This window comes from Achromobacter sp. GW823-FHT04E03, from assembly GCF_058796095.1.
In genome coordinates, this window is sequence record NZ_JBXAIJ010000002.1 from 393,469 (window position 1) to 405,919 (window position 12,451).

Genomic DNA, 12,451 nt, shown 5'->3' on the forward strand with positions numbered 1-12,451 from the left:
CGTGATAGGTGCGACAGGAATGACGGCTGACTGTATCACGGCAGTCATGACCCCCATGTTCTCCTGCCTCCATCGCGTCGTGAACGGATTCTGGCCGGTGCGGACCGCGCTACAAAGGCGGAATCCCCGCCGCCTTGACGACTTGCTTCCACCGCACGATCTCGCTGGCGACCATGTCGCGCATGGCGGCCGGGCTGCTGGGCGCGGGCTGGCTTCCCAGGGTGGCGAGCGTTTGCTTCACTTCGCCCTCTTTCAGGGCTTTGCCGATGGCGGAATTCAAGGTTGCCGCGATGTTTTCGGGCAGGCCCGGGGGGCCTGCAATGCCCAACCATGACAGCACTTCGAAGCCCGGCAGGGTTTGCGCGACTGGAGCGATATCCGGAGCCTGCGGCCAGGGTATGGCGCTGGTGACGGCCAGGGCTCTGAGCTTGCCCGCCTTCAGCTGCGGCGTTGCCACGGTCAAGGTATCCACCAGGATGTCGACATCGCCGGACAGCACAGCCTCGACGGGGGCGCCGCCGCCTCGATACGGTATGTGCAGCAACTCCACCTTGCCCTCGGTGGCCAGCAGTTCGCCGGTCATGTGCTGGGTGGATCCCACGCCTACGGACGTGAACGTGATCTTGGCGGGAGCCTTGGCGGCCATGGCGAGCAGATCGGCCAGCGTCCTGGCGGGATGATCCGCCCTTACCGCGATCACGAACGGAAACTTGGACACGGTGGACAGGAAGCTGAAGTCCTTGACCGGATCGTAGGACAGCTCCCTGGAGACCGCCGCGGAGACCGTATGCGCGCCGGTCAGCATGATCAGGGTGTAGCCATCCGGCTTGGCCTTGGCGACCGCATCGCTGGCGATGCGCCCGCCAGCGCCGCTCTTGATTTCCACGACGACTGGCTGGCCCAGGGACTGTGTCAATTGCTTGCCGACCAGACGGGCAACGACGTCGGCGTTACCGCCCGCGCCAAAGCCGTGGATCAGCCGGACCGGCCGGGCCGGATAAGCGTCTTCGGCAAATCCCTGGGGCAGCCAGGCCAGCGCGGGCGCGCAGAGGCCGATCTGTATCAACTGGCGGCGTTTTGTGTTGGTCATGGCGTTGTCTCCATCTGTGGTTTAGCGCCGCTCGAAATGGCGGCTGAAGCCTTTCCAAACATCGTCGTAGTCCGGCTGCAGGTTGGGCGCCGCCAGCGCCTGCGCGGTGGGGCGAAATGCGTGACGGCTCTCGAACATGAAGGCCAGGGTGTCTTTCAGCGCATGCGGCGCGAGATCGGCCTGGCTGGCCTTTTCGAATGTGGCCGCGTCGGGGCCGTGCGGCAGCATGCAGTTGTGCAGGCTGATGCCGCCCGGCACGAAGCCTTCGGCCTTGGCGTCGTAGACGCCTCGCACCAGCCCCATCAGTTCGCTCATGACGTTGCGGTGAAACCATGGCGGACGGAATGTATCCTCGGCCACCAGCCAGCGCGGCGGGAAGATGACGAAGTCGCAGTTGGCCACGCCGGGAGTGTCGGTGTTGGAGGTGAGGACGGTGTAGATGGACGGATCGGGATGATCGAAGCTGATCGAGCCGATGGCCATGAAGTGCGCCAGATCGTACTTGTAGGGCACGAGGTTGCCGTGCCACGCGACCACGTCCAGCGGCGTATGGTCTTGCTGGCATTGCCAGAAGCGGCCGAGGAACTTGTTGACCAATTGGACGGGGCCGCCGTCTTCCTCATAGGCCGCGACCGGAGCCAGGAAATCACGCGCGTTCGCCAGGCCGTTGGAGCCTATCGGCCCCAGTTCGGGCAGGCGGAAGGGACTGCCGTAGTTTTCGCACAGATAGCCGCGTGCCAACACGTCCAGTAGCTCTACGCGAAAGCGCATGCCGCGCGGAACCAGGGCGATCTCGCCGGGGGCGATATCGAGCCTGCCCAGTTCGGTATGCAAGCGCAGCCGTCCGGACTGGGGCACCAACAGCATTTCGCCGTCGGAGTTCATGAGGTAGCGCCTGCGCATGGATTGATTGGCCACGTACACATGCGCGGCGACGCCCACCTGTGCATGCGCGTCGCCGTTGCCGGCCGCCGTTACCACGCCATCGATGAAGTCCGTGGGCGCATCCGGTTCTGCCCAGGGATTCCAGCGCAGCCGGTTGGCGGGCGTGGGCGCGTCGGTGAAAGGACCCGTCTGCCAGCGCGGCACGGGCGTTTCCGCGAATCGGCCATGCATGGCCGCCGGGCGTATGCGGTACATCCAGGTACGCAGATTGAGGTCGCGCGGCATGGTGAAGGCCGAGCCGGACAACAGCTCCGCATACAGTCCATGCGCGACCCGCTGCGGTGAGTTTCGGCCAACCGGCAGCGCGCCCGCGACGGCTTCCGATTCGAAGCGGTTGCCAAAGCCGCTCTGGTACTGCAAGGCTTCAATCTTCGTTGCATTCATGATTGACTCGCATCGTCGTGCCAGGAATGGGTGAAAAAGGGCGCCGGCTTGAGCAGCTTGGACTCCTGGTGCTGCAGCAGCGGAAGCATGCGCTGTACGTAGGCCTGCCATTGCGGATCGGCCGCAAGCCGGGCTCGTCTTGTTTCGCGCTCTTGCAGGTCTTGATAGGCCCACAGGTGCACGATCTGGTTCAAGGCGCCTGCTTCGCTGTAGTAATAGCCGACCATGCGTCCGAGTATGCGGCGCTGCACGGCCAGCCCTTCGGCCTCGTACAAGGCCAGGTAGTCCCGCCATTTGCCAGGGTGGGTGGTGTAGGTGCGTTGTTCAACGATCATGTTCGCACCTCCCGTGCCGGCAGAATGCGGGCCGTGCACTCGCCAAAGCCTATGCGGGCACATCCTGGTCGTTCGCAGTAGCCGCGCAGGATGACCTCGTCCCCGTCCGCCAGAAAGCTCCTGGTCTCGCCATTGGGCAGTCTGATGGGCTCCTTGCCGCCGTGGGTCAGTTCCAGCAGACTGCCCCAGCTGCTGGCCAGCGAACCCGAGACGGTGCCGGAACCCAGCAGGTCGCCCGCGTCCAGGGTGCTGCCATTGCTGGTGTGGTGCGCCACCATCTGTGCATAGGTCCAGTAAAGGTCTGCGGTATTGCCGCGCGAAAGCGTGACCGGCGCGATGCCTTGCCGTGCCATTGCCTCGCTTCGCAGCTGCAGTTCCATGGTGATGTCCAGCGCGCCTAGCGCCTGGTCTGCCGCGCCGTGCAGATGGGGCAGCGGCGCTGGCTCATCCGCGCTGCGAACGCGGGCGGGAATGCGGAAAGGCGCCAACGCTTCCGGTGTAACGATCCAGGGCGCGACACTGGTGGCGAAGCTCTTGGCCAGGAAGGGGCCGAGCGGCTGATATTCCCAGGATTGCATGTCGCGCGCGGACCAGTCGTTCAGCAGCGAGAAGCCGAAGATATATTCCCAGGCCTGCTCCACCGGCACCGGTTGCCAGCGCGCCGATGGCTGGCCGATGTATGCGCCCAGCTCCACTTCGTAGTCCAGCCGTTGGCAGGCTTCATAGGCGGGCGCTTCCTGTCCCGGCGGGCGGAGCTGTCCGCGCGGACGTTCGATGTCGGCACCGCACAAGATGCTGTTGGCGCGGCCGTTGTAGGCGACCGGGACGTAGCGGTAGTTTGGCAGCAAGGGCTGCTCCGGCCGGAACAGCCGGCCTGCGTTGCTGGCGTGATCGATCGAAGCGAAAAAGTCCGTGAATCCCCTGATCTGCACCGGCGTATGCAGGCGGACATCGCGTTGGGGAAAAAGCGGCAGCGTCTGCCTTGTCCTGCGCGCGTCGAGCAAGTGGGATAGCGCCGCCCTCAGCGCCCGGCGCGCCTCGCCGCCCAGCGCCATCAAGGGGTTGAGCACGGGTTCGGCGCAGGCTTGCGCAGCTTGAGCCGCCAGACCCTGCAGCAATGGCGCCGCGGCAGCGACATCAATGATGGCATCGCCTATGCCCACGCCGATGCGCGGGGTGGCGCCGTGGCAGCTGAACGCGGCGAAAGGCAAATTTTGGATCGGAAAATCCGTTCCGGCGGCATTCGCGCTTTCCACCCAGCTGTGCAGGGCCGGGTCGTGGGTATGGTCGCGTTGCGTCATAGCGTATGGCCGCCATCGATGACGATCCGCACACCGGTGCTGGTATTCAGCAGTGTTGCGGCCGCCAGAATTGCCTGGGCTACGTCCTGCGGCGAAACGACGCGTCCCAGGGCCGTGCCTGCGGCATGTTTCGCCAGGTCCGCACGGTTGCGGCCTTCGACGAATCCTGTATCCACTGCGGCAGGCGAAACGCTAAGGAACCGGATGGGGCCGAGCGCGCGGGCCAACGAACGGATCGTCGTGTCCAGGGCGGCTTTGGCGGCGCAGTAGGCGATGTTGCTGCCGGAGCCGGTATATGCGGATACGGAAGAAACGGCCACGACGACTGCCTCGTCGGCGCGCTGCAGCCAGGGTAGAAAGCTGCGCGTGATCGCATACGGTCCGCCCGCATTCGCGGTGAGGATCTCGTTGTAGAGTTCCGGCGTGAGGGTGTGCAGGTCGCGGTGCGGAATGCGGCGTGTGTAGCCAGCCGAATGCACCAGTATGTTCAAGCTTCCGAACGCCGTACCCAGTTCCTCGGCCGCGCGCGTCTGGGCATTGGCGTCGTCCAGCGGCACCCGCAACACGAGATGGCCGGCTCCAGGCAGCGATGCGCAAAGCTCCCGGGCGCGGTCCTCGCCGTTCAGGTAGCCGATCGCCACGCGCGCGCCTGCATTGGCCAGCACACGTACCGTCGCTGCTCCTATGCCGCTGCTGCCGCCGGTCACCAATGCAGTTTTTCCGGTCAGCGAGGCCGGCTGGCCTTGCTCGGTGAAGCACTGATCCATGAAAGTCTCCGTTGTGCCTTCTGTCCGTTGTACAGAAAGGCATGCCTCTTTTCTTGTGGCGACTATATGATTTGGAGGAAAATTCCCTGATCGAATTTCCGTTGAGTGGACACGACTTATGCCTGCTAGACCTGCCGAGCCAGGCGTGCTTGAACGTTCCGTGCAATTGCTCAAGCTGCTTGCGACGGCGGGCCGGCGCGGCCTGGCACTCACCCAGTTATCCAAGTCCACCGATATGGCGCACTCCACGGTGCACCGTCTGCTGCGGCAGTTGATGCAGGAGCGGTTAGTTGTGCAGCGTGAAACAGGCAAGGGTTATGCGTTGGGCCCGCTGGCGTTCGAGCTGGGTCTGGCCGCGGCGCCCTCTTACGACTTGCGCGAGCATTGCCAGCCGGGCATGCGGCAATTGGCGGAGGAGCTGGGCGACACGGTCTATCTCAGTGTGCGCAGCGGCATCGAATCCGTATGTCAGGCGCGCGAGGAAGGGCCCTCGCCGATCCGCGTGAACACGCTGTCCATCGGCAGCCGCAGACCGTTAGGTCTGGGCGCCGGCGGGCTGGCCATCCTGTCGCACCTGCCGGCGGCGGAGTACGAGGAAGTGATGTCGCACATCTTGCCGCGCGTACAGACGGAGGCGGGCCTGGACGAGCGCACGTTGCGTGCGGCCGTGGCGCAAACGCGCCGCAACGGCTATTCATTCATACGCAATCGGGTAACGCTGGGCGTCACTGCCGTGGGCGTGCCGATTTTCGATTCGTTGGACCGGCCGATCGCGGCCATCAGCATTGCGGCAATAGACGAGCGGATGCGCGCCGACAGGATTGCGTTGCTGGCCGCGAATTTGCAGCAGCAGGCCCGGTTGATGGGGCGTCTGGCGCCTGTTTGACGGCCGCGTGAGGCGCGGCTTTCCGTCTGGCCTAGACCACCGGCAACTGATTCGTCACGCAATGAATTCCGCCGCCGCCTGACGCGATGGCGTCGATATCCAGCTGCACCACCTTGCGCCCCGGATACAAACGCGTCAGCAGGTCGAGCGCCTTCGCGTCCGCTTCCGCATCGCCGAATTCCGGTGCAATGACGGCGCCGTTGATGACGAAGTAGTTGATGTAGCCCGCCGCGAAGTCCGGGTTGTCGCGCAGGAACTTGCTGCGCCGGGGCTTGAGCGGCGGGCTCATGGTGTGGATTTCCAGCGGCTTGCCGTCGGCATCCGTCGTGCGCCGGAGGATCTCCAGGTGCTTGCGGGTCAGCGCGTAGTCGTAGGACTCGGGGTCCATGTCGAGGTTGGCGACGACGACGCCAGGGCGAGCGAAGCGGGCGTAGAAGTCGACGTGGGCATCGGTGATGTCCTTACCCTTGATGCCGGGCAGCCAGATGATCTTGCGCAGGCCCAGGCAGCGCTTTAGTTCCTCTTCGACTTCCGCCTTGCTCCAGCCGGGGTTGCGGTTGGAATTGATCCAGCTGCTTTCGGTCATGATGCCGGTGCCGCGGCCGTCGACTTCGATGCCGCCGCCTTCGCCGACCAGTTCGCTTTGCAGGTATTCGGTGTCGGTGACCTCGGTGGTTTCAGCGGCGATCTTGGCGTCGGCGGTGTGGCGCTGCTTGTTGCCCCAGCCGTTGAAGTTGAAGTCCACGCCGGTGGCCGCGCCCCGCCCGTCGAGCACGAAGTTGGCGCCGATGTCGCGCATCCAGATGTCATCCAGGCGGGTTTCGACGAAGCTGACGTTGTCGGCGCCGCAATGGCGTTCGGCCAGGCTGCGTTCGCGGGCGCGGCAGAACACGGTGAGGGGCTGGTGGGCGGCGATGGCGCGGGCGATGCGGCCGAGCGCGGCCTGGACGTCGGCGGTGAAGTCTTCCCAGATGGCGTCCTGGGCGCCGAAGGCGATGAAGGCGCGGGCCTGGGGCGTGCCTTCGTCGGGCATGTGCCACCGGGGCGCTGGCGCCGCCCGTGCGCCGGGGGCGAGCAGACCCAGGCCCAGCGAGGCGGCGGCCTGGACGCCCATGAGCGTGGCAGTGTGTTGGATGAGTTGGCGGCGGGTGGGCACGTCGGGCTCCTGGGATTCTGGAAGATCGATAAAAAATGGTTATGTTTGAGTCAAAGGTGCGCACCTCTTGAATTGCAGTGTATTTCCCGCCTGGCCGCGCGGACTAGCGATATATTTAGTGGAATTCTGATTAGCAGGGCTTATTGATATGCTCAAGCAATGGCCTCCCCTGAACGTGCTGCGCGGCTTCGAGGCGGCCGCCCGGCTGGGCAGCTTCCATAAAGCGGCTGACGAGCTGCATCTGACGCAGTCGGCGATCAGCCAGCAGGTGCGCAGCCTGGAGGACTATCTGGGCCAGCCGCTGTTTTTCCGCCAGGGGCGCGCCGTGTCGCTGACGGATGCGGGCTGGGATCTGCTGGGCACGACGCAGGCCATGCTGCAGCAGTTGGCAGCCGGCATCCGCAGGCTGGACCAGTATCGCAAGCCGAACCAGCTGATCGTGAACACCAGTCCGGCGTTTTCGCGGCACTGGCTGCTGCCCAGGCTGGAGGCGTTCCGCACCCTGCATCCCGAGGCGGACCTGTGGCTGTACACCAGCGATGCCGCGCCGGACATGGGCAAGCAGACCATAGACATCGCGCTGCGCGACGACCTGGGCCCACAGGCCGATTGCGCGTTCCGCGTGCTGGTCGAGGACCGCATGTATCCAGCCTGCCACCCTCGCCTGTTGACAGCCGAGACGCGCGCCACGCTGCATGGCGAACGCGAGATGGATTGGAGCCATTGGGAAACGCAAGGCGGTGCCGACGTGGGCCAGCGTGGCCAGGGCATGAATTTTTCCGACCCTGGCCTGTTGCTGGATGCGGCGCGCGAGGGCCTGGGCATGGCGCTGGTCAGCAGCTTGCTGGCCGACCGCTCGCGCCGCGATGGCTCGCTGGCGGCGTTGACGGAGCAAACCGTGCGCGGTCCGAAATGGGCGTTGCTGGTGCATCGGGACAGCGAGGACGATCCGCTGACGCGCGCGTTCTGCGAGTGGGTGTCCGAAGAACTGGACGCGTCGCGCGAGGACGGCGGCGCGGCAGCCTAGGCCTTGTATCTCAGGTTGCGATTTTCATCACGGTGTTAAGTTGTAGACCCATCGCCACATGCGGCGCATTCCAGAGCAAGAGATTCCTCGATGTCCCATTTGCAATCTACGCGTCCCGTCGCGCTGGTCACGGGCTCTACCTCCGGCATAGGCGAGGCCATTGCCCGCCGCCTGTCGCGGGACGGTTATGCGGTGGTCGTGCATTCACGCCGTTCGGCCGAAGCCGGCCATGCCTTGGCGCGCGAGCTGGGCGATGCTGTCTACGTGCAGGCGGATCTGGCGAACGATGCCGACCGGGTCCGGCTGGTCCGGGAAGCCGTCGCGGCATGGGGGCGGCTGGACGTGCTGGTCAACAACGCTGGAATCAGCCAAGTCATTCCCCATGCGGACCTGGCCGCGGCCACGCCGGACATCTGGCATGCATTGCACGAGGTCAACGTGGTGGCGCCGTTTCGCCTGGTGGCCGAAGCGCAGGCCGCGTTGCAAGCGGCGGCGGCGCATGGCCGGCCGGCTTGCGTGATCAACGTGAGTTCGCACGCGGGTATCCGGCCCAAAGGCGCTTCCATTCCCTATGCGGCGACCAAGGCGGCGCTCAACCATGTGACGCGCTTGCTCGCGCTTTCACTGGTTCCGCATATCCGGGTGAATGCAGTTGCGCCGGGTCTGGTGGATACGCCGATGACGGCGGATTGGACGCAGGCCCAGGCGCTGTGGCGCGACAAGGCGCCGATGCGCCGGGCGGCCAGTCCGGAGGATATCGCGCAGGCGGTCGCCATGCTGGCCGCGTCGGACTATCTGACCGGCGAAATCCTGCTGTCCGATGGTGGCTTGAATCTCACATAGCAGCACAAGCCGCGCGGGCATCGCAGCCGTTGGGAAGCCGGCTTGCGTGCCCGGCTGGCAGCAACGCCGGCCTTACTTCTCCGCGTACTTCTTGCTGGCTGTGTCGTAGGCGTAGACGACGGCATCGCCCGCGCCCAGCTGGCGGGTCTTGTCCGGGCCGGCGATTTCCGTGCCGCTGCGCTTGACGGTCACGCGCGGCATGTCGCTGCCGCCATGCGCGGAGAAGACCAGTTCGCCCGAGCTGGCCACGCAAGGCATGACGTCGCCTTCGGCGCAGGCCGCGCTATTGTCTTCGCCGGTATTGATGCTGCCTACATAGGTCCAGCCCGCGCCTTCGTCCGGACCCGCCGGATTGAAGACCAGCAGCGCGTAGCCGCTGAAGCTGATGCCGTTGTCGAAGCCTTCGGTGGGCACGGCCAGCAGCAGCTTGCCGGCGGGCGTGCGGTATTCCACCGGCTTGCGGCGGGTGTCGACGTCTTCCGGTTTTTCGTAGGCGCCGAACTCGCCGACCGAGTGCTTCATGCCGCGGAACTTCCAGGGACGTTCGGGCGTGGCGCCGGTCAGCGTGTACGTGGCTTCGGCCAAGTTGACCTGAGTGCCGGGCCCGACCTCGTCTTCGCCCGGCTTGCCGTAGCGTTCGCGCGTGTCCCAGGTGAAGCCGGTGTAGTAGCGCGTGCCGCCCAGTTCGAAGGCATGGCCGAACCAGAAGGTGGCGATGCTGCCGTTGGCGACTTCGTAGGAATCGGCGCCCTTGCCGTCGATCTGGTAGATGGAATACATCACCGTGGGCACATCGGGCGGTGCAATGGCGGCGGCCTGGGCGGTGGGCGGCAGCGCCGCGGCGCCGGCGGATTCAGCGGCGGTTGCGGCGGGGCTGAACAGCGCGGCCAGGGTGGACGCCAGCAGGCCGGCCATGGCGGTGCGGAGCAAACGGCCAGGGGGGCGGGTTTTCTGAATGGTTTTCATGTGTCGGACATCTTCTTGTCGGCCTCAGGCGGGAAAGCCTTGTGATCGCCTGTCTCTGTCTGTGCGGCGCCATCCTAATCGCCCGTTGCAATCCGCGTCGGACAACAATTTGCCAATTGTGTCGGACTGCAATGCATGGAGCGCCCCTGGCTAGTCTGCCACGGAATCGGCGTTTTGCTCGGGGATCGTAGGATGGGTGTGGCGCAAGAAAGACGTGGCGGACAGAACTGTCCTGCAATGCGTGAAACCCATCGCCCGTTACGGGACGGGGATGGGTTTCGCGCGGCGTTTTCCCTCAGTACGTCGCCCGCAGGTTCAGCATCACGCTGCGCGGCTCGCCGTAGTAGTTCGAACCATACGCTGCCCACACGCGCTGGTAATAGACCTTGTCGAACAGGTTGTTCACCGTCAGCGTGCCTTCCAGGTGCTTGTTGAAGCGGTAGCCGGCTTGCGCGGACACGGTGGTGTACGGACGCTGCTCGAACTTCACCGGGCCGTTCAGGCGGTACATGCTGCTGACGCTGCGCACGCCCGCGCCCAGCGACAGGCCTTCCAGCGTGCCGGTGGCGAAGGTGTACTTGGTCCACAGGTTGAAGGTGTGGCGCGGCGTGATGAAGGCGTACTGCTGCGACTTCTGTTCTTCCGTTCCCTTCAGGGTCTTGGTGGTGGTGTAGGCGTAGCCGGCGGTGATGTCCCAGCCTGGCGCGGGGCTGCCGCTGATTTCGGCCTCGAAGCCCTGGCTGCGCATCTTGCCTGCGGCCATGGAGAACAGCGGATTGTTCGGGTCCGTCATCGAGCGGTTCTCGTCTTCCATGCGGAACAGCGCGGCGTGGCCGTTCAGGCGCTTGTCCAGGAATTCGCCCTTCAGGCCGATCTCGAACTGCTTGCCGGTGCGCGGGTCCAGCAGCTGGCCGTTGACGTCGGTGACGGTCTGCGGCGTGAAGATGCTGGTGTAGCTGGCGTAGGCCGACAACTGCTCGTTCAGGTCCACCACCAGGCCCAGATAGGGCGTGAACTTGCCGTTGATCTTGTCGCTGGTGTTGGTGAACTGGTTGAAGTAGGCGTTGCGGTTCTGCGTGCGGTTTTCCCACCAGGTGAAGCGGCCGCCAGCGATGATGGTGGCCGCGTCGGTCACGCGCAGATTGGTGCGCGCATACAGGCCGTACTGATCGGTCTTGCTGTCGTTGCCGTTGGTGAACTGGTAGTCCGGCTTGGGGATGTTGTTGTTGGGGTGGTAAAGGTTGGTGTCGGCGTTGTCGCCGCCGCCATAGCGGAAGTTCTTGTGGACGTTGCGGTAGTCGGCGCCCACGGTGAGCTCGTGCTGGCGGCCGAAGGCTTCAAAGGGCGTGGCGACGAAGGCGTCCAGGCCGTAGGTCTTCCAGTTGCTGCGGTACTTCCAGCTGACGAGGCAGGTGTCGCCGGTGATCGGGTCCACTGCGCAGTCGGACCAGCCGAACTCGCGGCTGGGCTCGTCCTGTTCGCGGTAGATGCCGCTGACCTTGATGCGTCCGCCATTGGCCAGGCGGTGGTCCACGTCGGCGAAGTACTCGGTGACTTCCTCGGTGATGTGGTTCCAGCTGGGGTCCAGGTTGGTGGAACGGCGCACGTCCAGCAAGCGGCCGTCGGTGTAGCCGGGCAGGCCGAAGAAGGGGCGGCCCTTGTATTGCTGGTAGGTGGCGCCGGCGGTCAGGACGGTGTCGGGCGTCAGGTCGAAGCTCAGGGTGCCGTAGAACAGCGGCTTCTCGGTGTACACGCCGTCGACGAAGGATTTGCGGTCGTCATAGGACGCCACCAGGCGGCCGCGCAGGCGCCCATCGCTGTCCAAGGGGCCGGTGATGTCGGCCTCGGTGTAATAGCGGTCCCAGGAGCCCGTCATGACCTGGCCGCTGAAGGCGAATTCCTTCTGCGCGCGCTTGCGCACCAGGTTCACGGTACCGCCGGGATCACCCGCGCCCTGGTACAGGCCCGAAGGTCCGCGCAGCACTTCGATGTGGTCGTAGATGGCCAGTCCGAAGCCCGAGGACAGGTCGTTGCCGGTGCTGGCCGGCGTGTTCACGCCGTCGACCTGGATCGTGTCCAGCGCATAGCCGCGTGAGTAGAAGTTGCCATGGTTGCCGCCGATGCTGCCCGCTTCCACCGTGATGCCGGTGACGGTGCGCATGGCGTCGTCCAGCGTGGTCAGGTTCTGGTCGTCCAGCAGCTGGCGCGTCACCACCGAGACCGATTGCGGGATCTCGCGCAGGCTTTGCGCGTTCTTGCCGATGGTGACGGCGGGGGCGGTGTAGGACCCCGTGCCTTCGGTGACGGTGAGGTCGCGGCCGGTGACCGTCACGGGCGCCAGGGTGGTGGCATCGCCGGTGGATGCGTCGGCCGGCCGCCGTACCACGAAGCCCGAGCCGCTCTGCACGGCCACCAGGCCGCTGCGCGCCAGCAGGCGGTTCAACGCGACCTGCGGGGTCATGGAGCCGGATACGGCGGGGGCGTTCAGGCCGGCCACGACGTCGGGGCTGAACAGCACCTGCAACTGCGCCTGCCGGCCCAACGCCACCAGCGCGTCGGCCAGGCTGCCGGCGGGCAGGTCGAAGCTTTGCGCGGCGGCGCTTTGCGCATGGGCCGCGGATGGCGCCAGCGCCTGGACCGCCAGCGCGGCGCTCATGGACAGCGCGCACAGCAGCGCGTAACGGCCGGCGCTCAGCCGACGATGAAAATGGCGTTGCGCCATGGACTTTCCCCAGTCTGGAAGTGGATCTT

At 65.5% G+C, this 12,451-nt stretch carries 11 protein-coding genes; 3 read left to right on the top strand and 8 right to left on the bottom strand.

Annotation, left to right across the window (positions count from 1 at the left end; genetic code table 11):
* Nucleotides 1-109: 109 nt before the first annotated feature.
* From AC1RHV_RS13135 to AC1RHV_RS13155, 5 genes are read right to left on the bottom strand one after another with little or no spacing between them, the layout of a single operon-like run.
* On the bottom strand, nucleotides 110-1,090 hold the full coding sequence (locus tag AC1RHV_RS13135; RefSeq protein ID WP_492301010.1) for a Bug family tripartite tricarboxylate transporter substrate binding protein: 981 nt from the start codon (nucleotides 1,088-1,090) through the stop codon (nucleotides 110-112).
* Between the two features lie 21 nt (nucleotides 1,091-1,111).
* Nucleotides 1,112-2,419, bottom strand: coding sequence for a homogentisate 1,2-dioxygenase (gene hmgA, locus AC1RHV_RS13140; protein WP_175212898.1), 1,308 nt, complete (start codon nucleotides 2,417-2,419; stop codon nucleotides 1,112-1,114).
* On the bottom strand, nucleotides 2,416-2,754 hold the full coding sequence (locus AC1RHV_RS13145) for an NIPSNAP family protein (protein WP_054455651.1): 339 nt from the start codon (nucleotides 2,752-2,754) through the stop codon (nucleotides 2,416-2,418). The genes hmgA and AC1RHV_RS13145 overlap by 4 nt, the downstream gene beginning before the upstream one ends.
* A complete protein-coding gene (gene fahA, locus AC1RHV_RS13150; RefSeq protein ID WP_054455649.1) occupies nucleotides 2,751-4,055 on the bottom strand; it encodes a fumarylacetoacetase in 1,305 nt (434 codons plus the stop codon). Before fahA ends, AC1RHV_RS13145 begins: the two co-directional genes overlap by 4 nt.
* Nucleotides 4,052-4,822 carry an SDR family NAD(P)-dependent oxidoreductase gene (locus AC1RHV_RS13155; RefSeq protein ID WP_054455647.1) on the bottom strand — a complete coding sequence of 257 codons (771 nt, stop codon included), beginning with the start codon at nucleotides 4,820-4,822 and terminating at the stop codon, nucleotides 4,052-4,054. The genes fahA and AC1RHV_RS13155 overlap by 4 nt, the downstream gene beginning before the upstream one ends.
* A gap of 145 nt (nucleotides 4,823-4,967) precedes the next feature.
* Between AC1RHV_RS13155 and AC1RHV_RS13160 the strand changes: the two genes are divergently transcribed.
* On the top strand, nucleotides 4,968-5,708 hold the full coding sequence (locus AC1RHV_RS13160) for an IclR family transcriptional regulator (protein ID WP_175181643.1): 741 nt from the start codon (nucleotides 4,968-4,970) through the stop codon (nucleotides 5,706-5,708).
* Between the two features lie 31 nt (nucleotides 5,709-5,739).
* On the opposite strand, the gene AC1RHV_RS13165 is transcribed toward AC1RHV_RS13160, so the two are convergent.
* Complete coding sequence (locus tag AC1RHV_RS13165) at nucleotides 5,740-6,864, bottom strand: agmatine deiminase family protein (protein WP_492301013.1); 1,125 nt, start codon at nucleotides 6,862-6,864, stop codon at nucleotides 5,740-5,742.
* Between the two features lie 148 nt (nucleotides 6,865-7,012).
* On the opposite strand from AC1RHV_RS13165, the gene AC1RHV_RS13170 reads away from it, so the two are divergent.
* Nucleotides 7,013-7,891 (top strand): LysR substrate-binding domain-containing protein, encoded by an 879-nt coding sequence (locus tag AC1RHV_RS13170; RefSeq protein WP_492301015.1) that lies wholly within the window; start codon nucleotides 7,013-7,015, stop codon nucleotides 7,889-7,891.
* A gap of 90 nt (nucleotides 7,892-7,981) precedes the next feature.
* Nucleotides 7,982-8,734: an SDR family NAD(P)-dependent oxidoreductase gene (locus tag AC1RHV_RS13175; RefSeq protein ID WP_492301016.1), complete on the top strand. Its 753-nt coding sequence runs from the start codon at nucleotides 7,982-7,984 to the stop codon at nucleotides 8,732-8,734.
* Nucleotides 8,735-8,806: 72 nt separating this feature from the next.
* Here AC1RHV_RS13175 and AC1RHV_RS13180 read toward each other — a convergent pair whose 3' ends face one another.
* Nucleotides 8,807-9,700: a hypothetical protein gene (locus AC1RHV_RS13180; protein WP_175163076.1), complete on the bottom strand. Its 894-nt coding sequence runs from the start codon at nucleotides 9,698-9,700 to the stop codon at nucleotides 8,807-8,809.
* A 295-nt stretch (nucleotides 9,701-9,995) separates the two neighbouring features.
* Nucleotides 9,996-12,422 carry a TonB-dependent siderophore receptor gene (locus AC1RHV_RS13185; RefSeq protein WP_492301018.1) on the bottom strand — a complete coding sequence of 809 codons (2,427 nt, stop codon included), beginning with the start codon at nucleotides 12,420-12,422 and terminating at the stop codon, nucleotides 9,996-9,998.
* Between the last annotated feature and the right edge of the window lie 29 nt (nucleotides 12,423-12,451).

What these genes read in the sequence shown, in the direction of transcription:
- AC1RHV_RS13135 (WP_492301010.1), bottom strand. Translation starts at nt 1,090, where the DNA reads ATGACCAACACAAAACGCCGCCAGTTGATACAGATCGGCCTCTGCGCG.
- hmgA (WP_175212898.1), bottom strand. Translation starts at nt 2,419, where the DNA reads ATGAATGCAACGAAGATTGAAGCCTTGCAGTACCAGAGCGGCTTTGGC.
- AC1RHV_RS13145 (WP_054455651.1), bottom strand. Translation starts at nt 2,754, where the DNA reads ATGATCGTTGAACAACGCACCTACACCACCCACCCTGGCAAATGGCGG.
- fahA (WP_054455649.1), bottom strand. Translation starts at nt 4,055, where the DNA reads ATGACGCAACGCGACCATACCCACGACCCGGCCCTGCACAGCTGGGTG.
- AC1RHV_RS13155 (WP_054455647.1), bottom strand. Translation starts at nt 4,822, where the DNA reads ATGGATCAGTGCTTCACCGAGCAAGGCCAGCCGGCCTCGCTGACCGGA.
- AC1RHV_RS13170 (WP_492301015.1), top strand. Translation starts at nt 7,013, where the DNA reads ATGCTCAAGCAATGGCCTCCCCTGAACGTGCTGCGCGGCTTCGAGGCG.
- AC1RHV_RS13175 (WP_492301016.1), top strand. Translation starts at nt 7,982, where the DNA reads ATGTCCCATTTGCAATCTACGCGTCCCGTCGCGCTGGTCACGGGCTCT.
- AC1RHV_RS13180 (WP_175163076.1), bottom strand. Translation starts at nt 9,700, where the DNA reads ATGAAAACCATTCAGAAAACCCGCCCCCCTGGCCGTTTGCTCCGCACC.
- AC1RHV_RS13185 (WP_492301018.1), bottom strand. Translation starts at nt 12,422, where the DNA reads ATGGCGCAACGCCATTTTCATCGTCGGCTGAGCGCCGGCCGTTACGCG.